The sequence below is a fragment of the Hydrogenophaga palleronii NBRC 102513 genome (assembly GCF_001571225.1).
GTDB classification, from domain to species: Bacteria; Pseudomonadota; Gammaproteobacteria; order Burkholderiales; family Burkholderiaceae_C; genus Hydrogenophaga; species Hydrogenophaga palleronii.
Map to the genome: position 1 here is coordinate 14,769 of NZ_BCTJ01000024.1, position 20,836 is coordinate 35,604.

Consider the following 20,836-nt stretch of genomic DNA (forward strand, 5'->3'; position numbering starts at 1 on the left):
GAACACTCAGGGCCACCACCTCCCAAGAACGATCTCGCACCACCACCATGGAACTCACGCCCCGGGGTTCGGCCGCGTGCCGGCCGCTCGGGCTGATTTGAGCGAAGCGAAAGTAAGCGAAGCGATATGGAACTGACTCCCCGAGAAAAAGACAAGCTGCTGATCTTCACCGCCGCCTTGCTGGCCGAGCGGCGCAAGGCTCGTGGCCTCAAGCTCAACTACCCCGAGTCGGTGGCGCTGATCAGCGCGGCCGTGATGGAGGGCGCGCGCGACGGCAAGACCGTGGCCCAGCTGATGAGCGAAGGCCGCAACGTGCTGGGCCGCGCCGACGTGATGGAAGGCATCCCCGAAATGATCCCGGACATTCAGGTCGAGGCCAGCTTTCCCGACGGCACCAAGCTGGTGACGGTGCATCAACCCATTACTTGAAAGCACCCCGCCGCACTGCGCGCGCCCCCCTCAAGGGGGCGGTGCCTGCGGCCCGGCGGAGCCGGTTCCGCGGCACCTCTGGATGGGACACTTCACGCCTGACACGCATCTTTGAACTGGAGCACAAGCACATGAAATACAAGCACCTGATTCCCGTTGCCCTCGCGGCCCTGTCGTTCTCGGCATTCGCCCATGTGGGTGAGGCGCACCACGACCATGGTGGTTTCATCACCGGCTTCCTGCACCCCATCACCGGGCTGGACCACCTGGCCGCCATGCTGGCGGTGGGCGTGTGGAGCGCCATGACCACGCGCCGCCTGTGGCTCGCGCCGCTGTCCTTCGCGGCCCTGCTGCTGGCAGGTGCGCTGCTGGCGCAGGCCGGTGTGGCCTTCCCGGCCATCGAACCCATGATCGCCGCCTCCATGCTGGTGGTGGGTCTGTTGCTGGCCGCACAGGTGAAGCTGCCCGAGACCGCGGGTGCGGTGCTGGTGGGCGCGTTCGCGTTGTTCCACGGCGCCGCGCATGGCCAGGAACTGGCGGCCGGCACCGCGCTGGCCGGCATGGTGTTGGGCACGGCCCTGCTGCACGCCGCGGGCATCGCCATCGGCCTGGGCTTCCAGCGCGCCCACCGCTGGTTGCCGCGCCTGGCCGGTGGCGTGGTGGCGCTGATGGGCTTGAACATGGGCTGGTCCCTGCTGGCAGGGTGAACACCATGATTCCTGGCGAACTCCTCATCGACGAAGGCGAGCACACGCTCAACCCCGGCCGCCGCACGCTCACCCTGGTGGTGAAGAACGGCGCCGACCGGCCGATCCAGGTCGGTTCCCACTACCACTTCGCCGAGACCAACGGCGCGCTGGACTTCGACCGCGCCGCCGCACGCGGCATGCGCCTGAACATTGCCAGCGGCACCGCCGTGCGCTTCGAGCCGGGCCAGCAACGCACGGTGGAACTGGTGGACTACGCCGGTGAGCGCCTGGTGTATGGTTTTCGCGGCCTGACGCAAGGCGCGCTCGGCTGACAGGCAGCGCCCCCCCCCGCGCCGCTTCGCGGCTTGCGGGCTCAGTACGAAATCGCGGAATTCGTCACCACCGGCTGGCCCGCGCCGGCCTGGATGAACATGCCCGGCAGGCCTGCGGTGCCGAACTTCGACGCGGCGTTGCGCACGAACTGCGAGTCGCTCAAGGTCACGCGCCCGGTGAGGTTGTTGCTGACGAAGAAGACCGCACTGCCGCCCTCCACCGCCGTGTTGTCGCTCACCACGCTGCCGTAGATCGACAGGCTGTAGGTGTTGCCATCGGTCGCGATAGCGCCGCCATTGCCACCACCGGGCGAGGGCAGTCGGCCGGTGGCGGTGTTGTGCGTGAAGAGGCTGTTGTAGATGCTGTACGACACGCCGATGGTGCTGAGCGCACCGCCGCTGGAACAGCTGTTGCCCAGGCCGGCGGCGCCACCGAAGGTGCTCTGCACCACGTACACCGGACGCTCCTGGTAGATGGCGAGCACGCGCACCGCACCGCCGCCGATGTCGTTGCCGGAAGACTCGCAACGGTTGTTGGTGAACACGCTGTTGACGATCTTGAACTGGCCGCCGCGCACGAAGATCGCGCCACCACCGCCGCCGTCCGTGAGGTCTCCGGTGGAGTTGCCGTTGGCGAAGCGCATGTTCTGCACCGTGAAGCGCGGCGTTTCCTGGTTGTCGCAGTTGGCACTGGTCCAGACCTGGGCCTGATCGCAGGTGTTCTGGTACAGGATGCGCCGCGCGCCGCCACCGTCCAGGGTGATCAGGCCCTGGCCATCCAGCGTGACATCGGGTTTGTTGTTGAACACCTTGGCCGTGCTGGTCATGGGAATGGTCACCGGGTTGGGGCCGCAGTTGAAGCGGATCTTGCCGCCCTGCGCCACCGCGTTCACCACCGCTGCGCTGGTGCAGCTGGCCGGCGTGCCGGTGCCCACCACCCGGTCTGGCGCGCTGGTGTCGACCGCCTGGCCCGCAGCCGGCACACCCACCTGGCCGCTGCCGGTGCCCGCCCCGCCGGTGGAGCCACCGCCGCTGCCCGAACCACCCGTTGAACCACCGGAAGAGCCGCCGCCTGTGGACCCGCCGGATCCGGTGGAGCCACCCGACCCCGTGGACCCGCCAGAACCACCCGATCCGGTGGAGCCACCATCGGATGGCGCGTCTCCACCGCCACCACCGCATGCCGCAAGGCCCAGCAGCAGCGCGGCCATGAGGACGCTGGTGCGCGCAGAAAACGGACGAAGGTGCAGTGGGGTATGGGACATGGCTGGGAGGGAATGGAGTTCGGAGGAGCGCCGGTGCGCCGCTCGGGAGCGGGAAGGCTGTGGCTGGCACGATCCGTGCTGACGAGCACTGGCCAGATCGGAAGCCACTGTAAGCCCGACTGCCCGTCAGACCGCACGGCGGCGTGCAACGGTGTGTGACCCTGTTACACCTCCCGCCCGCCGCTGCAGTGCCATGCAGACCTTTTCGCAGGACACACCAACACCATGAGCAGCATCTCCCGCAGCGCCTACGCCAACATGTTCGGCCCCACGGTCGGCGACCGCCTGCGCCTGGCCGACACCGGGCTGATGATCGAGATCGAAAAAGACTTCACCCTCGCTGCCGGCGGTTATGGCGAAGAGGTGAAGTTCGGCGGCGGCAAGACCATCCGCGACGGCATGGCGCAAAGCCAGCGCACCCGGGCCGAGGGCGCGGTCGACACGGTGATGACCAACGCCGTGATCATCGACCACTGGGGCATCGTCAAGGCCGACATCGGCCTGAAGGACGGGCGCATCGCCGCCATCGGCAAGGCCGGCAACCCCGACACGCAGAGCGGCGTGGACATCGTCATCGGTCCGGGCACCGAAGTCATCAGCTGCGAGGGCCACATCGTCACCGCCGGCGGTATCGACAGCCACATCCATTTCATCTGCCCGCAGCAGGTGGACGAAGCGCTCACCTCCGGCATCACCACCATGCTGGGTGGCGGCACCGGCCCGGCCACCGGCACCTTCGCCACCACCTGCACGCCCGGACCCTGGCACATCGAGCGCATGCTGCAGGCCGCCGACGGCCTGCCCATGAACATCGGTTTTCTCGGCAAGGGCAATGCCAGCCTGCCGGCCGCGCTGCACGAACAGATCCTCGCCGGTGTGATCGGCCTCAAGCTGCACGAAGACTGGGGCACCACACCCGCCGCCATCGACAACTGCCTGAGCGTGGCCGACGAGGCCGACATCCAGGTGGCGATCCACAGCGACACGCTGAACGAATCGGGCTTCGTCGAGAACACCATCGAAGCCACCAAGGGCCGCACGCTCTGCGCCTTCCACACCGAAGGCGCGGGCGGCGGCCACGCGCCCGACATCCTGCGCGTGGTGGGTGAGGCCAACTTCCTGCCCTCCTCCACCAACCCGACCATGCCGTACACCGTCAACACGCTGGACGAGCACGTGGACATGCTGATGGTCTGCCACCACCTTGATGCCGGCATTGCCGAAGACCTGGCCTTCGCCGAGAGCCGCATCCGCCGCGAGACGATTGCGGCCGAAGACATCCTGCACGACATGGGCGCCATCAGCATGATGAGCAGCGACAGCCAGGCCATGGGCCGGGTGGGCGAGGTCATCATCCGCACCTGGCAGGCGGCCGACAAGATGAAGAGCCAGCGCGGCAGCCTGCCCGAAGACAGCGCGCGCCACGACAACTTCCGCGTCAAGCGCTACATCGCCAAATACACCATCAACCCGGCCATCGCACACGGCATCTCGCACATCGTCGGCTCGCTCGAAGTCGGCAAGTGGGCCGACCTGGTGGTGTGGAAGCCGGCTTTCTTCGGCGTGAAGCCCACCATCGTTCTCAAGGGTGGCAGCATCGCGCTGGCTGCCATGGGCGACCCCAATGCCTCCATCCCCACGCCGCAACCGGTGCACTACCGCCCCATGTTTGGCAGCTTCGGCGGCGCGCTGGCGCGCAGCAGCCTGAGCTTTGTCTCGCAGGCCGCACTGGCGGCCGGTGTGGGCGCGCGTTACGGCCTGCAGAAAACCCTGAGCGCGGTGCAAGGCTGCCGCGGCGTGAACAAGACCCACATGGTGCACAACGCCCTGCTGCCGAAGATGCAGATCGACCCGCAAACCTATGCCGTGCACGCCGACGGCGTGCTGCTGCGCTGCGAGCCAGCCAGCGTGTTGCCCATGGCGCAGCGCTATTTCCTGTTCTGAATGTTTCCCGCTTCCCCATGTTGCAAGTCTCCAAACTGATTCCCCTGGGCCAGGGCCTCGCCCCGGTGCTGGTGCGTCGCTCGGCACACCTCGAACTGGACTGGGACATCCGCCAGAAAAGCCGCTTCGACGCCACCACCTCCGACGGCCGCCACGTCGGCGTGTTCCTGCCGCGTGGCACTGTGGTGCGTGGCGGCGACGTGCTGCTGACGCAGGACGGCTCCCTGCTGCGCGTGGTCGCCGCACCGCAGGCCGTGCTGCGCATCACGGCCTGCCCCGACCACCCGGCACAAGACCAGGCCTTTGACCTGATGCGCGCCGCCTACCACCTGGGCAATCGACACGTGCCCATCGAACTGCAGCCCGACCACCTCAAGATCGAGCCCGACCATGTGCTGGCCGACCTGCTGCGCGCCATGCACCTTACGGTGGTGGAAGTGCGCGAACCCTTTGAACCCGAGGGCGGCGCCTACGGGGCCCATGGCGCGTCGGGCCACGGTGGCGGTCATGCAGGGCACGGACATCACCACGGCCACCACCACCCTCACGGACATGACCACGGCTGAGGCCACGCCCGCCGTGGGCGCACGCTCGGCCGCCAGCCTGCTGCAGATCCTGTGGCTGGCCTCGCCCGCCTTGCCGGTGGGCGGCTTCTCGTACTCCGAAGGGCTGGAGGGCGCGGTGCACGCAAGCCTGGTGCACGACGAGACGAGCGCCGCGCTCTGGCTGACGGACCAGCTGCACCTGGGCCTGGCGCGCAGCGACCTCGCCGTGGCGGCGCAAGCCATCGTGGCCTGGCGCGCCGACGACCTGGAGCGCATCCGCGCGCTCAACCGCTGGGTCTTGCAGACGCGCGAGACACACGAGTTCCGCCTGCAGTCCGAGCAGATGGGGCGCTCGCTGATGGAATGGGCGCGCCAGCTCGGTGAGCTCGGCGCCGGCGTGTTCGAGCGCCTGCACGCGGCGCAACTCACCCCACCCACCTACCCCGTGGCCTGCGCCTGCGCCGCCGCCAGCACCGAGGCCAGCGTGCGCGACAGCCTGCTGGGTTATGCCTTCGGCTGGGCCGAGAACATGGTGCAGGCCGGCATCAAGTCCGTGCCGCTGGGCCAGAGCGCGGGCCAGCGCATGCTGGCGCGGCTGGCCCAGCAGATTCCCACCGCGGTTGAACACGCCATGGCCCTGCCCGACGGTGAACGCCAGGCCTTTGCGCCGGTGCTCGCCATCCTGTCCGCACGCCACGAAACGCAGTACTCCCGCCTCTTCCGCTCCTGAGCGAACACCTCCGAAAGCCCTTCGCATGACCTCCGCCCTGCACCACATCCCGAACCGCACCAAGACCCTGCCGCCGCTGCGCGTGGGCATCGGCGGCCCGGTCGGCTCCGGCAAGACCACGCTGCTGGAGATGCTGTGCAAGGCCATGCGCAAGCAGTACGACCTGGTTGCCATCACCAACGACATCTACACCAAGGAAGACCAGCGCATCCTGACCGTCAGCGGCGCGCTGCCCGCCGAACGCATCATGGGCGTGGAAACCGGCGGCTGCCCGCACACCGCGATCCGCGAAGACGCCTCGATCAACCTCGAAGCCATCGACCGCATGCTCGACCAGTTTCCCAATGCGGATGTGGTGTTCATCGAAAGCGGCGGCGACAACCTGGCCGCCACCTTCAGCCCCGAACTGAGCGACCTCACCATCTACGTGATCGACGTCGCCGCGGGCGAGAAGATTCCACGCAAAGGCGGCCCCGGCATCACCAAGAGCGACCTCTTCGTCATCAACAAGACCGACCTGGCGCCGCACGTGGGTGCCAACCTGGACGTGATGAAGGCCGACACCGCACGCATGCGGCCCGACGCCGCCCGCCGTCCCTGGGTCATGACCAACCTCAAGACCCTGGCCGGCGTGCAGGAGGTAGTGCGCTTCATCGAGACGCGCGGCATGCTGCGCAGCGAGACCGGCGCGACGGTGCCCGCATGACACAGCGCGCAGGCTAAAATCCCACCCGTGCCATCGCTCCCGGAGACTTGGGTGAGCGGTTTAAACCAGCAGTCTTGAAAACTGCCGACCCGCAAGGGTCCGTGAGTTCGAATCTCACAGTCTCCGCCATGACAGTAGTAAACAAGCGCCTTCCGGGGCGCTTTTTTTATTTTTACACCATTGCTTCTACCAATTTGCCCGCCCCTTAAAACTACGGGGATGCGACAGGTAGAACGCTTGCACCGCAGTCGCCAAAGGTCTATGAATCGCCCCGGGTTTGAACTGACCCCCAGAAGTTGGACAAACTTCAAGGGGTTTCATGAAGAAGTACGAAACGGAGCTCAAGCTGGAAGTGGTCCAGAGCTTCTTGGCAGGCGAAGGCGGCGCGAAGCTTCTGGCTCGGCGGTGGTCTGTTCCCGAGGAGAAGGTGCGGACATGGGTGAGCCACTACCGCCTGCACGGCGTCGATGGCTTGCGCCCCAAGCGCAGCGCGTACAGTGCGCAGTTCAAGTTGCAGGTGCTTGCTCATCAGGATCGCCAGAAGCTTTCCAGCCGTCAGGTCGCGGCGCTCTATGACATTCGCAATCCCAACCAGGTTGTGGTCTGGCGACGCAATCTCGATCAAGGCCGCTTGCACGCGAGCGCGAGTAGGATAGAAGAACTGCCCAAGATGAAGCTAGAGCGACACTCTGCAGCACCGCCGAGCGCGGTCGTTGCCGATGCGGAGAAAGCCCTGCGGGAAGAGAATGAGCGACTGCGCGCGGAGGTCGCGTACCTAAAAAAATTGCAGGCCTTGATCCGATCGAAGAGATCAGCTGCGCCGACAAAGCGCGCCTGATCGTCGGGTTGAGGCATGACCATAAACTGGCGGACCTGCTGCAGGTGGCGGGCCTGGCGCGCAGCACGTTCTACTATCAGTGCCAGGCGACCCAACGTGCCGACGCGCAGAGCATCCTGGCGGCCCGGATTCGCACTGTCTACGACGAGCACAAAGGCCGTTACGGCTTCAGGCGGATCACTGCCGCGCTACGCCGTTCGACGGAGGAGCCGGTCAATCACAAGTGCGTGCAGCGTCTGATGCAGAAGATGGGGCTGCGCGCATTGATTCGGGCGAAGAAGCGCGTTCGGCACGTTACGGGCATGAGCGACGAGCAAGTGCCGAACATTCTGCATCGCGACTTCTGCGCGACCGCCCCGAACCAGAAGTGGGTGACCGATGTCACCGAGTTCAATGTGAGCGGCCATAAGCTTTACCTGTCGGCCTGCATGGACCTGTACAACGGCGAGATCGTCGCGTATCGCATGGCAAGGCGCCCGGTCTTCGAGATGGTTTCCAGCATGCTTGAGACCGCGCTCTCACGGACCAGCTGCGCCGCCGGCCTGATCGTGCACTCCGACCAAGGCTGGCACTATAAGATGCAGCCCTACCGAGCGATGCTCGCGCGACACGGCGCCAAACAGAGCATGAGCCGCAAGGGCAACTGCTTCGACAACGCGGCAATTGAAAGCTTCTTCGGCACCCTGAAAGCCGAGTATTTCCATCTCAAAAGACCCGACAGCGTTGATGCGCTCGAAGCGGGCGTGCATGATTACGTCCAGTACTACAACCGCGAGCGCATCAAGCTCGGGTTGCAGGGGCTCAGTCCGGTTGAGTACCGATTGAGAAGCACCGCCTGATCGGCGGAATCGTGACCGTCCAACTTCTGGGGGTCAGTTCAATCCCGGGGCGATTCAGTCTTCTGCCCGTTCTGCCGTCATAGCGCCGATGCTAAACAGTGGTTCACCTCTGATCAGGCCGAACACATGAAGCAGCAGGCGCTCGCACACGTATCAGGCCTCATCGATGAATCCATGCATGAAGACGCACTTGCTTGGAATCGACGTCAGTCGGGCAATCGCTTCTTGTCTATGACGATGAAAGTCTCCCGCAGTACCCGAGAGGTGGTCCTGCCCTTGGCTGCAGCCCAGCCGATGCGCCTGAAGGTCGAATGTGATCAATGCGCCTGCCGCTTTGCTGCAGTGGGGGCCGCTTTCTTTTGTCCTGGCTGTGGTTACAACGCAGCCGACCGAGTGTTTTCGCAGTCGCTAAATACCGTGCGGGCGGCACTGGAAGCTGTGACTGCAGTGCGTACCAGCATGAGTGACGCCGATGCGGCAGAGAACACCGCACGCACATTGATCGAGAGCGGATTGCAAAACGCGGTCATGGCGTTCCAACGGTTCGCAGAAGCTCTTTTCACCCTGCAAGTGCAACCACCTCGAGCCCGTCGCAACGTCTTTCAGAATCTGACTGAAGGCAGTGCTCTGTGGGCCACCTCGTTTGGCAACGCCTACGATGCCCATCTGTCAAAAGATGAAATAGGCAAGTTGACGCAGTTTTTTCAGCAACGGCACCTCCTGGCACACCGAGAAGGTATTGTTGACGAGGACTATTTGGCTCGCAGCGGAGATACGCGATATCGCGCCGGCCAGCGCATTGTGGTCCGCGAGGATGCTGTCAGGCTATGTGTTGACCTGGTAGAAAAGTTGGCCGCTGGCATGAGTAGAGATGCCGGTAACACCCAATCTCGCAACAAGTAGTCCAGCAAGACGCCTGCCGGACGTGATCCGTTACACAAAAACTACGGCGCAGGTCAAGCTGCGCTGAGCAAAAATCTTTAACGCCCCTCTACAAGACCTCGCATGTGTACCGAAGTTCGCGCATGTGAACCAAGCAAGCGTGATGTCCTGCCGAGCACACTCATACCAGGGGTGGGTATTCACCGATGGGTGAAAAACACGCCCAAATGCGCGGCACAATCGTCCAACGATGGAGCCTCTAGACCTGCAAGACCAAGAACTGATGATTCAGGCGCACGAATGGAGAGCGAGTGCGCTGCGTGGCGACAAACAGGCGCGCGGCATCGCGCATGCGCTCGAGTGCGAGGTACGACGTCGCTTCACGGCGCCCTCAAACGACACCGCGTACGACACCCTGGATCTGCGCCCATTGGAGGAACGGCAAGACGAAGCGCGACGGCCCGCGTGGAAGTTCTGGTAGGCCGTGACCGGCCGCACTGCCTGATGCGGTCGGGTGCACAGCTAAGCAGACACTTGCTGACGCCATGTCGGTAGGCGCCCTGCTCTGTTGGGTGGTCGCGATCAGCGACGGCGACACCCTCAAGGCACGCTGCGGTGTGCCTGGGGCCTATGAGCAGATCACCATTCGCATCGCTGCCATTGATGCGCCCGAGAAGGCGCAGGCCTTCGGCAACGTCTCTCGCCAGCACCTCTCGGCACTGTGCTTTCAGCAGACCACCGCGATCACCGTCAGGGGCACCGATCGGTCCCGGTGCAAGATCGGGTTCTGTCGCAATAGCAGCACCGGGCCGAGCATTGACGAGTAGCGCATAACGCTCAGAAAGCCAGTGAGTAGAACTTCGCTAGCCCTGACGAGGCTTGACCTTTGAAGCAGTCCAACATCTGCCCCTTCCTGATCGTATGCATGGCCTCGATGCCGGCAATGAGTGCTCGGGCCGATCGGAATGATTTGAATCCCTGCATCGGCCGCACGATGCGCTTGATGGCCCGGTGGTCAAGCTCAGATACTTCCACTGGCCGGTGACCTTGACGCAGGTCTCATCCATCCGCCAGCTCGCGCCTACAAGCCGCTTTTGCCGCCGGAATACCGCAGCCAACACCGGCAGGATCCTGATCGACCACCGGTGAACCGTGGCGTGATCAACGACTACGCCACGCTCGGCCATCATTTCCTAAATGTGGCGCAGGCTCAACGGGTAGGTCGCATACCAGCGCACGCAGGTGAACATCACCTCCAACCGTTAGTGCATGCGCTTGATCACCTTCTTCGGGGCTTTGAGCATTGGTGGTGCTTCAGATTTCATCCAGCCGAATACCGTGCGCCGCTATTGCGACAGAACCCCAAGGGCCCCCCTCGTAGCCGCAGCGCATCATGCAGCCAGCGGGACCGCCGGACGCACAGGACGATAGTTCCGCACCCTCCAGATCTTCGATCACGCGCTGGATGTTTTCCGGGCGCAAGCTTAAACAAGCAATCAAGGGGCCGAACTGCAGAGGCTTTTGACGTACACAAGCAACTGAACCCCGAGAAAACATGTATGCCCGCAGCGAATTCCGACTTTCATGCTTGGCAGTCATTCCATGATCGCGAGTTTCAAAGAAACTGCCTGCTATCCGGCCATGTGTGCTCCACCGTTCACCGAAAGATGCTGCCCCGTCACGTACGACCCCGCATCGCTCAGTAAAAATGCGATGGGTTGCACAGCCTCTTCCGCTTCGACGAAACGGCCCAGAGGGATGTTGGCCAGCATTTTTTCGCGAAACTTTTCGCCGCGGATGACTTCGGTCATCTCGGTAGCCACCACCCCGAACGCGATGCTGTTGACCCGGATGCCATAGCGCCCCCATTCGCGCGCAGCGCTCATGGTGATGCCCAGAACACCCGCCTTCGCAGCACCGTAGTTCACCTGTCCGATCGTGCCCTTGCGCCCAGCGTCTGACGATATGTTCACGATGGCGCCCGGGGTTTTGTCGCCGGCCTCGGCGCGCCGTTTCATCTCAACGCCCACCAACTGCAGGCAGTTGAAAACACCGGTCAGGTTGACGTCCATCACCTGGTGCCACTGCTCGGGTGTCATCTTGTCGATCATGGCCGCTCGCACGATGCCGGCGTTGTTCACCAGACCGTGCACGCCACCGAACCGCCGCGCCGCTTCGTCCACCACACCCTGGATCTGGTCACGATTCGTCACGCTCGCGGGCACAGCCAACACCCGGTTCGCGTCGAACGCCTTCGCGGCTTCGGCGAGTTTGTCTTCGGATGCATCCACCAGCGTCAGCTGGGCGCCCAGTTCGTACAGCAGGTGGGCTGTCGCCAGACCGATCCCTTGTGCAGCACCGGTGATCAGCACGTTGCGACCCGTCATATCCAAAAGCTTTGCTGCCATGTGTTCCTCGTTGGTTGGTCTGAACTTTTCCATCATCCGATAAAAATACAATTGGATGGACCATTTAACCATTGTATTATCAACCAAAAACATGCATCATCCCCCCCGCCATCAACAGCCACCGGAGACATCCATGCAACGAAGAACGATCCTGTCCACCCTCGCCCTGACACCCATGCTCGGGCACTTTTCCTCCGCCACCGCAGCAGAGTCGGCCGAGTCCTATCCGTCCAAGCCGATCCGTCTGGTCGTCCCGTTCGCACCGGGCGGTCAGTTCGATGGCCTTGCGCGCCTGTTCGCCGAGAAGCTCTCGGCCAGCTGGAAGCAAACCGTCATCGTGGAGAACAAGACGGGTGCTGCCACGATGATTGGCGCGGCGTTCGTGGCCAAGTCACCTGGCGATGGCTACACCATCCTGTTCGGCGCCAGTGGTGTGGTGCAAAACCCTTCGCTGTATCCCAAGATGGGCTACGAAGCGTCCGAGCTCACACCGGTCGCTCGCATGCACGACATTCCGTTTTCGCTCGCGGTGCTCACGTCCTCGGGGGTGAACACGCTTGCAGAGTTCATCGCCAAGGCGAAAGCGGCCGACGGCAAACTGACCTACGGACAGATCTCCACCACCAGCCAGGCGCTCGGTGAAATCTTCCAGCAAAGTGCGGGCATCAAACTCGTCGGCATCCCGTACAAAGGCGAGGCCAACGCGGTCACCGATTTGCTGGGTGGTCAGATTGACGCCACCTTCGTGTCACCGGGTACCGCCGCCAACTACCCCAACAAAGTCAAAGTGCTCGCCATCACCGGCACCAAGCGCGTGGCGCGCCTGCCGGACGTGCCCACGTTCGACGAGGCCGGCATTACCACGCTGAAGCAATCGGGCTGGGGCGGCATCTTCCTGCCGTCCACCACGCCCCGCCCCATCGTGAACAAGTTGTCGGCCGAAATCGCGCGCATCGGCGTGCTGCCGGAGGTCGTGCAAAAGACCAACAACGCGGGCTACCCGGTCTCCGTCGCGGAGGCCCCGGAGTTCGAGCGCTTCGTGAACAGCGAATACGGCTACTGGCGCGACATTTTCAAGCGTTACAACATCAAGGCGGAATGAGGCGGCGCACCGACATGAACCGTTCCGATGCTGCCGTCATCTCAGGCATTTACGAGATTCCCACCCGCCTCTCGCCCGACAAATCGATCGCCATGCTGCATGCCGAAGCCGCCCGAGGCGCGCTGGAGGATGCAGGGCTGACCCACCGCGACGTCGACGCCTACTTCTGCGCGGGCGACGCGCCCGGCTTTGGTCCGGTGTCGATGGCCGACTACATGGGTCTGAAGCTGCGGCACGCCGACTCGACGGAGTTCGGCGGCGCGTCCTACATCTCGCACGTGGCCCGCGCATCAGCCGCGATCGAATCGGGGCGCTGCAACGTGGCGCTCATCACGCTGGCGGGGCGCCCCCGTTCGGAGGGCCGCGCGGTGGGCACCACCGCGCGCACCGCTTCGCTGCAGGTGCCCGACACCGCCTATGAGACGCCCTACAAGCCGAACGTGACCACGCTCTACGGCATGAGCGCGAAGCGGCACATGCACGAATACGGCACCACGAGCGAACAGCTGGCCTGGATCCGCGTGGCCGCTTCGCAACATGCGCAGCACAACCCGAACGCGCTGCTGCGCAAGCCCGTGTCGGTGCAGGACGTGCTTGAGTCGCCCATCGTGGCCGACCCGTTGCACCGACTGGACTGCTGCGTGGTGACCGACGGGGGTGGTGCCATCGTGGTCTCGCGCCGCGAGATCGCGCGCGACACCGGTCGCCAGCTGGTGGCCATTCGCGGCGCGGGTGACGCGATCTACCACCAGCAAGGTGGCGCCATCAACCTCACCACCACCGGCGCGGCCGCGTCGGGGCGGCTCGCGTTCGAACAGGCGGGCATCACCCCCGCCGACATTCAGTACGCGTCGATCTACGACAGCTTCACCATCACCGTGCTGCTGCAGATCGAAGACCTGGGCTTCTGCGCCAAAGGCGACGGCGGCAAGTTCGTCGCCGACGGCAACCTCATCTCCGGCGTCGGCAAGCTGCCCTTCAACACCGACGGTGGCGGCCAGTGCAACAACCACCCGGCCAACCGGGGTGGCCTCACCAAAGTGATCGAGGCCGTGCGCCAGCTGCGTGGCCAGGCCCACCCTGCCGTGCAGGTGCCGAACTGCCAACTGGCGGTGGCGCAAGGCATCGGCGGTTGGGTCGGCTCTCGCCACGCCAGTTCCACTCTCATCATGGAGCGCCTCTGACATGAGCACCCCTACGACAAATACCGCACCCACCGGCTACGAAGCCATCCTCGCCGAGCAACCGGAATCGGCGCCCTACTGGAACGCCATCGGCCAAGGCGAACTGATGGTGAAGCAATGCGCCACGTGCGAGCGCTTCCACCACTATCCCCGCGCCATCTGCCCGCACTGCTTCAGCGACGACACGCGCTGGGTGCGCGCGGCGGGCAAGGGCGAGATCTACACCTTCAGCGTGATGCGGCGCGCCGAGGTGCCCTACGCCGTGGGCTACGTGATGCTGGACGAAGGCTGCGCCATGCTGACGAACTTCGTGGAATGCGACTTCGACGCACTGCACATCGGCCAACGGGTGCAGCTGCGTTTCGAGCGCTGCGACCAGGGCCACGTGATGCCGGTGTTCACGCCCGACTGAACGCCACCACCGTCGCATCACCATGCCATTGAACGCCTCTCTGCTGGTCCAGAAATCTTTTCCCGTCGTCGAACAACGCTACGGCCCGACCGACGCGATCCTGTATGCGCTTGGCCTGGGGCTGGGCCTGTCACCCACCTCGCCGCAAGAGCTGCCGTATGTGCTCGAAGATGCCGAGGGCCAGGTGCGCATGCTGCCAGCGATGGCCAGCGTGCTCGCTTTCCCACCGCCCTGGGGCCAGGACCCGGCCATTGGCGCCGACTGGCGCCGCGTGGTGCACGCCGAGCAGCGGGTGGACTTCCACACGCCGCTGCCGCCGAACGCCACCGTGCGCGCCGAGACGCGCGTGGAACGTGTGACCGACAAAGGACCGGGCAAAGGCGCGCTGGTGCAGGCCACCCGCTCGGTGCTGGACGCTGCCACCGGCCACACGATCGCCGACGTCACCATGCTGTCGCTAGCGCGCGGCGACGGGGGGTGCGGCCATGCCGAACGGCCCGACGCCGCCACCCTCGCCGATCTGCCCGACGTGCCCGCGCGAGACGCCGACGGCAGCGTGGACATCCCCACCTCGGCGCAGGCAGCGCTGGTCTACCGGCTCAGCGGTGACCGCAACCGCTTGCACGCCGACCCGGCCACAGCAAAAGCCGCGGGCTTCGACCGACCGATCCTGCACGGGCTGGCCAGCTTCGGCATCGCCACGCACGGCCTCGTCCACCACGCGCTCGACGGCGACGCGTCGCGCCTGGCGTCGATCGGCTGCCGCTTCAGCGACGTGGTGTTCCCCGGTGAGTCGCTGCGCCTGGCGTACTGGCACGCACCGCAGGGGCTGCACTTCCGTTTGAGCGTGCCGGGCCGCAACACCGTCGCGCTGTCGCGCGGCTTCGCAGCCCTGCGCCTTCCCTGAACTTCTGGTTGCCCTGACGGCACCCCCTGCTCTCACCGACTGCTCTCTTCATGACCTCCTCCCCTCACCCTCTCGCCTCCCGTGCGGTGCTCAGCCCCACCTCGATCGCCGTGATCGGCGCCTCGTCCGATGCCGAGCGCATCGGCGGCATCCCCATTGCCAACCTGCTCTCGCAAGGCTTTGCGGGCGACATCTGGCCGGTCAACCCCAGCCGCGACACGGTGCAGGGCTTGCGCAGCTTCGCCTCGGTGGATGCACTGCCCGGCGCGCCCGAAGCGGCCATCGTCGCCGTGCCGGCCGACCTGGCCGTGGCGGCCGTGGAAGAACTGGCGCGCATCGGCACGCGTTCGGCCATCGTCTTCTCCGCCGGGTTCGCCGAGACCGGCGAGCGCGGCATCGCCATGCAAGCGCAAATGGCCGACGCCGCGCGCGAGCACGGCATGCGGCTGTTCGGGCCGAACACCATCGGCCTGTTCAACGCGCACGCGAACTACTACCCCTTCTTCACCACGGCGTTCGAACGCGGCTTTCCGCGCGGCGGGCGCGTGGGCATTGCCAGCCAGTCGGGTGCGTTCGGCTCGCAGATCTTCAACATCGCGCGCAACCGCCGCATCGGCACACCCATCTGCATCACGACCGGCAACGAGGCGGACGTGACCATCGGCGAGGCCATCGGCTGGCTGGCCGAAGACGACAACATCGATGTCATCGTCGCCTACCTCGAAGGCCTGCGCGAACCCGAGAAATTCCTCGCGGCACTGGAGACCGCGCGGCGCGCGCGCAAGCCCGTCATCGTGCTCAAGGCAGGACGCAGCGTGCTGGGTGCCAGCGCGGTTCAATCGCACACCGCGTCGATCGCCGGTGACGACAAGTTGTTCGACGTGACGCTGTCGGAGCTGGGTGCGGTCCGCGTCGAGCACGTGGAGGAAATGCTGGACGTGGCCCATGTCGCGACCCGCCGCATCTTCCCGGTCAGCGGCACACTCGGCGCCCTCACCCTCAGCGGCGGCGCGGGCATCCAGATCAGCGACGCCGCCGAAAAATACGGGCTGGACATGCCCCAGCTCGACCCGGACGCACAGGCCGAACTCAAGCGCTTGCTGCCCATCGCATCGCCCGTCAACCCGATCGACATCACCGCGCAATCGCTGAACAACATGGGCGTGGTCGCCGAGTTCGCGAAGGTGGTGGCCGAGCGCGGCAACTACGCGGCCATCGTGGCCTACCTCGCCGGCGTGGGCGGGTCGGCCAAAAAAGGGCCAGAGCTGCAGAAGACCTTTGGCGATGTGGCGCGCGCCCACCCGGACCGGCTGTGGGCCATGCTCACCACTGCCGAGCCCCACCACATCGAGGCGTTCGAGCGCGAAGGGCTGCTGGTGTTTGAAGAGTCGGCGCGCGCGGTGAACGCGATCGCGGCCATGAGCCGACTGGGGCAAGCGTTCGCTCGCCCGACTGCTGTCGAGCCGGCGCCCCTGCCAGGCCCGGCTCTGTCGGCGAAGGCCCCCAACGAAGCCGAGGCCAAGGCCTGGCTGTCCAGCCATGGCATTGCGGTGACGCAGGAACGCGTGGTGAGCACCGAAGACCTGGCCGTGCAAACCGCACTCGAATTCGGCTATCCGGTGGTGTTGAAGATCGTGTCGCCCGACATCCTGCACAAGTCGGAGGTCAACGGCGTGAAGCTGAACCTGCGCGACGACGAAGCGGTGCGCTTGGCCTATCGCGAGATCCTCGCGTCGGTGGCGCAGGCCCGGCCCGACGCCCGCATCGAGGGCATTCTGGTCGCGCGCCAGGTGGAGAACGCCGTCGAGTGCCTCATGAGCATCCACCGCGATCCGCAGCTGGGCTTGTTCGCCGCGTTCGGCCTGGGCGGCATCTACGTCGAGATCCTGAAGGACGTCGCGTTTGCCCGTTGCCCGTTCGACGAAACGCGGGCCGAGGCGTTGATCCGCAGCATCCGCTGCATCGGTCTTCTCACTGGCGCGCGCGGTCGTCCTTCTGTCGACGTGCCGGCCTTGGCGCGCACGCTGTCGCGCCTCTCGCACATCGCGCACCAGCACGGCGAGCGCCTGCAATCGATCGAACTCAACCCGGTGCTGGCGCTGCCGGAGGGCCAGGCACCCGTGGCCGCCGACGCGCTGATCGAACTGCTGAGCGCGCCCGGCGCTGAAGGACAGCCTGCATGAACCTGGACTTCACTCCCGAACAGGAGCAGCTGCGCGCCGAGGTGCGCCGCTACATCGAGGCCGAGCTGCCCCCCCCCGTGCAGCAGAAGGTGCGGCGCGGTGAGTTCCTCGACAAGCAAGAGGTCGTGCGCTGGCAACGTGGCTTGCACCAGCGGGGCTGGGCAGCGCCGCATTGGCCCCCCGAACACGGTGGGCTGGGGTTGAAGCCGGTCGACAAACTGATCATCCAGGAAGAGCTCTACCGCGCCTGCGCGCCCATGCCGCTGGTGTTCAACGTCGACATGCTGGGGCCCGTGGTGCTGCGCTTCGGCACCGATGCGCAGAAAAAGGACCTGCTGCCGCGGCTGGCAAACGCCGACCTCTGGTTCTGCCAGGGGTTCTCCGAGCCGGACGCTGGATCCGATCTCGCGTCGCTGCGCACCCGCGCGACCCGCGAAGGCGACCACTACGTCGTCAATGGCCAGAAGATCTGGACCACGCACGCGCACCTGGCAGACTGGATTTTCGCGCTCGTGCGCACCGACCCGGATGTCAAGCCACAGCGCGGCATCTCCTTCCTGCTCATCGATCTGAAATCGCCCGGCGTGGTGGTGCGCCCGATCGACACCATCGACGGCCAGCACCACCTCAACGAGGTGTTCTTCGACAACGTGAAGGTGCCCGTGTCGCAACGACTGGGCGAAGAAGGCCAGGGCTGGGACTGTGCCAAGTACCTGCTCACCAACGAGCGCACCGGCATCGCCCGCGTGGGCTACTGCCGCGAGCGGCTGCAGCATGCGCGCGACTTGCTGGAGCGCCGCAGAGCCGACGGGCTGCAAGAGGCCGAGGCGCAGGACTTCCTGATCGAGATCGCCAGGCTGGAGGCCGAGCTGCGCGGGCTGGAGCTGATGAACTGGCGCTTCATGTATTCGCAGGACGCCGCGCGCGGCGTTCCCGCCCATGCATCGCTGATCAAACTCAAGGGCGTCGACCTGCAGCAAAACATCGCCGCCTTGCTGATGCACATCTCGGGCCGGCACAGCCTGCGCCGGACCGCGCCGCAGGACTGGGAATCCATCGACGGCCTGCAGACTGCCACCTCGCGTTACCTGTACGCGCGTTCGGTGAGCATTTACGGTGGCGCGACCGAGGTGCAGAAGAACATCATCGCCAAGACCCTGCTGGATTGACCCCATGGATTTCGACCTCTCCGACGAACAACGCGCCTTCGGGCACAGCGTGTCGCGCTTCCTGCAGGAACGCTACCCTTTCGAGCACCGCCGCCGCAGTCTGCGCGCTGCCCCGGATGACACCACTTGGCAGGGCTTGTCCGAGCTCGGCGTGCCGATGCTGCTGTTGCCGGCATCGGCCGGTGGTGTGGACGGTGGCGCCAGCGATTTGTTGAGCGTGTGCGAAGCCTTCGGCGGCGCGCTCGTGCTGCAGCCCTTGCTGTCCAGCAGCGTGATGGCGACGGTGGCGCTGAGCAGTGCCATCCAGGCACCCGAGGTGCACGCCCTGCTCGAACGCATGGCCACCGGCGAAGCCCGGGTGGGCTGGGCGCATGGCGAGGGCCACCTGGGTGGCGCACTGGCGACCCGGGCACGCCGATCGCCAGACGGCCAATGGCGGCTCGATGGCCACAAGGTCGACGTGCTCTACGGCATGGGTGCCGATGCCTTCGTGGTCAGCGCATTGGAAGACAGTGACACGGGCCGCACCGGTCTGTTCCTGGTGGACGCCGCGCTGCAGGCCGTGCAGCGTTCCGCGCTCACGCTGGTGGACGACACGCCAGCCGCCGACATCGCCTTGCAGGACTGCCCTGCCCTTCGCCTCGACGTGGATGCGACCGCGACCATCGAGCGCGCGGCGCTCTGGGGTGCGTTCGCGTCCTGCGCCGAGCGGGTCGGCGTCATGGACGCTGCGCTGCGCATCAGCCGCGACTACCTCGGCCAGCGCAAGCAGTTCGGGCAAGCGCTGTCCACCTACCAGAGCCTGCGCCACCACATTGCAGAGATGGCCGCCGACGTGGAGATCTGCCGCGCTCTCGCCATTGGTGCCGCCGTGGCGTTGGACGTCCTGAGCCGGGACGGTGGCGATGCCGCATGGCAGGAAGCCCGCCTTCGCATTGGGCAAGCCAACCTGGTCACAGGCAGTGCGGCGCAGCGCGCGTGCGAAGCAGCGGTGCAACTGCACGGCGGCATCGGCATGACCGAGGAACACCCGGTGGGCTCGCTGTTGCGACGCGTGGTGTGTCTGAACGCGTTGTTCGGTCAGGGGCGGGCGCTGGCGAGGGAACTGGCATTGCCCACTGCGAACAGGTAAGCCACACCACGGCGCTCCTGGAGACGGAGCGCTCTCAAATTTGAAGTCGCTTAGTGTTAACCCTGGTTTCAATGTCTCTACCATTGATACAAAATACCAATATCAAACTTGGGTAACACTGGCATGCAGTTCATCGACTTGGCTTCTATTCTGTCCATCACCCAGCTTGCCAACGCACTGGCGCTCGCCTCGCTGCTGACGATTTTGGCCAGCGGACTGGCGCTGATCTTTGGCTTGCGCGACGTGATGAATTTCGGGCACGGCGCTTTCTACATGTTGGGCGCCTATTTGGGCTATTCGATCGGCGCACGACTGGGCTTCTGGATGGCGATGCTGCTGGTGCCCACGCTGCTCGCCGTGGTGGGCGTGGTGTTTGAAGTTGCACTGCTGAGGCCATTGCAGAAGCGCTCGCACATGGACGTAGCCTTGATCACCTTTGGCGTGGCGCTCATCGTAGGCCCGACGATCATCCAGATATGGGGTGCAACACCTTTGACCGTGGCGGTGCCCGATGTGCTGTCTGGCTCTGCATCGCTCATGGGTGAGCCGTATCCGATATACCGCTTGTTTCTGATCGCAGCAGGGTTCAGCACGTGTCTCGCACTGGCAGCCTGGCTGCGCTGGACGACCAGCGGCATGTATGTGCGCGCAGTGAGCCAGCAGCCACACGTCGCTCGCATGATGGGCGTGAACACCGATCGCTTGAGCCTGCTGGTGGTCTGCCTCGGTACGGGCTTCGCCGGCCTGGCTGGCGTTCTTGCGGGGCCCTACCTGTCGGTCGAACCTTCCATGGGGGCCAGCTTCCTCATCACCTGTTTGATCATTGTGGTTGTGGGTGGACTCGGCAGCATTGGCGGCGCGATCGTGGCCGCGCTGGTGTACGGGTTCATTCAGGTCATCGGCAGCGTGGTAGTGCCATCGCTCGCTGCTTTGGCACCGTATCTGTTGCTGTTCATCGTGCTTCTCTGGCGGCCGCAAGGATTCGGCCGAGGCCGCGTGGCCTGAATTGCACGCAACACCTCTTCCTCTCCCATCCATCAACCGAATCGCTGGCGTCATTGCCGCGCACCACCTACGTGCGTGAATGTGGCGACATGCACCACCCATATGCCTGCACTGCAAACCTTTCCGATAGAACGC

Annotated in this window: 20 protein-coding genes, 1 tRNA gene and 2 pseudogenes; 20 read left to right on the forward strand and 3 right to left on the reverse strand. The window is 65.1% G+C overall.

Annotated elements, in window-relative coordinates:
- The first annotated feature begins 126 nt into the window (after positions 1-126).
- The 3 genes from HPA01S_RS15840 to HPA01S_RS15850 all read left to right on the forward strand — a co-directional run bounded on the left by HPA01S_RS15840 (position 127) and on the right by HPA01S_RS15850 (position 1,450).
- A complete protein-coding gene (locus tag HPA01S_RS15840) occupies positions 127-429 on the forward strand; it encodes an urease subunit gamma (RefSeq protein WP_066271736.1) in 303 nt (100 codons plus the stop codon).
- Positions 430-560: 131 nt separating this feature from the next.
- Positions 561-1,136 carry a HupE/UreJ family protein gene (locus HPA01S_RS15845; RefSeq protein ID WP_066271737.1) on the forward strand — a complete coding sequence of 192 codons (576 nt, stop codon included), beginning with the start codon at positions 561-563 and terminating at the stop codon, positions 1,134-1,136.
- Positions 1,137-1,141: 5 nt separating this feature from the next.
- Positions 1,142-1,450 (forward strand): urease subunit beta, encoded by a 309-nt coding sequence (locus HPA01S_RS15850; RefSeq protein WP_066271792.1) that lies wholly within the window; start codon positions 1,142-1,144, stop codon positions 1,448-1,450.
- 41 nt (positions 1,451-1,491) lie between these two features.
- On the opposite strand, the gene HPA01S_RS15855 is transcribed toward HPA01S_RS15850, so the two are convergent.
- Positions 1,492-2,715, reverse strand: coding sequence for a hypothetical protein (locus HPA01S_RS15855; protein ID WP_218005353.1), 1,224 nt, complete (start codon positions 2,713-2,715; stop codon positions 1,492-1,494).
- 225 nt (positions 2,716-2,940) lie between these two features.
- Here HPA01S_RS15855 and ureC point away from each other — a divergent pair, with 225 nt between their 5' ends.
- From ureC to HPA01S_RS15900, 9 genes and pseudogenes are all read left to right on the forward strand, one after another.
- Positions 2,941-4,659, forward strand: a complete 1,719-nt coding sequence (ureC, locus tag HPA01S_RS15860) for an urease subunit alpha (RefSeq protein ID WP_066271739.1) — start codon at positions 2,941-2,943, stop codon at positions 4,657-4,659.
- Between the two features lie 17 nt (positions 4,660-4,676).
- Positions 4,677-5,222: pseudogene (gene ureE / locus HPA01S_RS15865) on the forward strand (urease accessory protein UreE); the annotation flags it as partial.
- On the forward strand, positions 5,212-5,934 hold the full coding sequence (locus tag HPA01S_RS15870) for an urease accessory protein UreF (RefSeq protein WP_066271793.1): 723 nt from the start codon (positions 5,212-5,214) through the stop codon (positions 5,932-5,934). The pseudogene ureE and the gene HPA01S_RS15870, both read left to right, overlap by 11 nt.
- A 25-nt stretch (positions 5,935-5,959) precedes the next feature.
- On the forward strand, positions 5,960-6,640 hold the full coding sequence (ureG, locus tag HPA01S_RS15875) for an urease accessory protein UreG (RefSeq protein WP_066271740.1): 681 nt from the start codon (positions 5,960-5,962) through the stop codon (positions 6,638-6,640).
- 41 nt (positions 6,641-6,681) lie between these two features.
- Positions 6,682-6,769, forward strand: a tRNA-Ser gene (locus tag HPA01S_RS15880).
- Between the two features lie 190 nt (positions 6,770-6,959).
- Positions 6,960-8,317 (forward strand): IS3 family transposase gene (locus tag HPA01S_RS22770; RefSeq protein ID WP_157085061.1). Its coding sequence is split into 2 segments (ribosomal slippage): positions 6,960-7,437 and positions 7,437-8,317, totalling 1,359 coding nucleotides; the frame shifts between segments, so codons are not numbered across the junction.
- Between the two features lie 126 nt (positions 8,318-8,443).
- The gene (locus HPA01S_RS23170) at positions 8,444-9,220 is read left to right on the forward strand and encodes a hypothetical protein (protein WP_157085062.1); all 777 of its coding nucleotides are present in this window, start codon (positions 8,444-8,446) and stop codon (positions 9,218-9,220) included.
- Between the two features lie 229 nt (positions 9,221-9,449).
- On the forward strand, positions 9,450-9,680 hold the full coding sequence (locus HPA01S_RS15895) for a hypothetical protein (protein WP_066271743.1): 231 nt from the start codon (positions 9,450-9,452) through the stop codon (positions 9,678-9,680).
- Between the two features lie 64 nt (positions 9,681-9,744).
- Positions 9,745-10,026: a thermonuclease family protein gene (locus HPA01S_RS15900; protein ID WP_066271744.1), complete on the forward strand. Its 282-nt coding sequence runs from the start codon at positions 9,745-9,747 to the stop codon at positions 10,024-10,026.
- Positions 10,027-10,036: 10 nt separating this feature from the next.
- Here the strand turns inward: HPA01S_RS15900 and HPA01S_RS22775 are convergent.
- A pseudogene (locus HPA01S_RS22775) lies at positions 10,037-10,449 on the reverse strand (DDE-type integrase/transposase/recombinase).
- Between the two features lie 381 nt (positions 10,450-10,830).
- Positions 10,831-11,607: an SDR family NAD(P)-dependent oxidoreductase gene (locus HPA01S_RS15910; RefSeq protein ID WP_066271794.1), complete on the reverse strand. Its 777-nt coding sequence runs from the start codon at positions 11,605-11,607 to the stop codon at positions 10,831-10,833.
- A 55-nt stretch (positions 11,608-11,662) separates the two neighbouring features.
- Here HPA01S_RS15910 and HPA01S_RS15915 point away from each other — a divergent pair, with 55 nt between their 5' ends.
- From HPA01S_RS15915 to HPA01S_RS15950, 8 genes are all read left to right on the forward strand, one after another.
- On the forward strand, positions 11,663-12,709 hold the full coding sequence (locus HPA01S_RS15915) for a Bug family tripartite tricarboxylate transporter substrate binding protein (protein WP_084360735.1): 1,047 nt from the start codon (positions 11,663-11,665) through the stop codon (positions 12,707-12,709).
- A gap of 14 nt (positions 12,710-12,723) precedes the next feature.
- Positions 12,724-13,893: a thiolase family protein gene (locus tag HPA01S_RS15920; RefSeq protein WP_066271747.1), complete on the forward strand. Its 1,170-nt coding sequence runs from the start codon at positions 12,724-12,726 to the stop codon at positions 13,891-13,893.
- 1 nt (position 13,894) lies between these two features.
- Entirely contained in the window at positions 13,895-14,305 is a 411-nt protein-coding gene (locus HPA01S_RS15925) for a Zn-ribbon domain-containing OB-fold protein (protein ID WP_066271748.1), read from the forward strand.
- 22 nt (positions 14,306-14,327) lie between these two features.
- Positions 14,328-15,212, forward strand: a complete 885-nt coding sequence (locus tag HPA01S_RS15930) for a MaoC family dehydratase (protein WP_084360736.1) — start codon at positions 14,328-14,330, stop codon at positions 15,210-15,212.
- A 50-nt stretch (positions 15,213-15,262) separates the two neighbouring features.
- On the forward strand, positions 15,263-17,395 hold the full coding sequence (locus tag HPA01S_RS15935) for an acetate--CoA ligase family protein (RefSeq protein ID WP_066271750.1): 2,133 nt from the start codon (positions 15,263-15,265) through the stop codon (positions 17,393-17,395).
- Positions 17,392-18,564, forward strand: a complete 1,173-nt coding sequence (locus tag HPA01S_RS15940) for an acyl-CoA dehydrogenase family protein (RefSeq protein WP_066271751.1) — start codon at positions 17,392-17,394, stop codon at positions 18,562-18,564. Before HPA01S_RS15935 ends, HPA01S_RS15940 begins: the two co-directional genes overlap by 4 nt.
- Positions 18,565-18,568: 4 nt before the next feature.
- Positions 18,569-19,696, forward strand: coding sequence for an acyl-CoA dehydrogenase family protein (locus HPA01S_RS15945; protein WP_066271752.1), 1,128 nt, complete (start codon positions 18,569-18,571; stop codon positions 19,694-19,696).
- Positions 19,697-19,819: 123 nt separating this feature from the next.
- A complete protein-coding gene (locus HPA01S_RS15950; protein WP_066271753.1) occupies positions 19,820-20,701 on the forward strand; it encodes a branched-chain amino acid ABC transporter permease in 882 nt (293 codons plus the stop codon).
- The last annotated feature ends 135 nt before the right edge of the window (positions 20,702-20,836 follow it).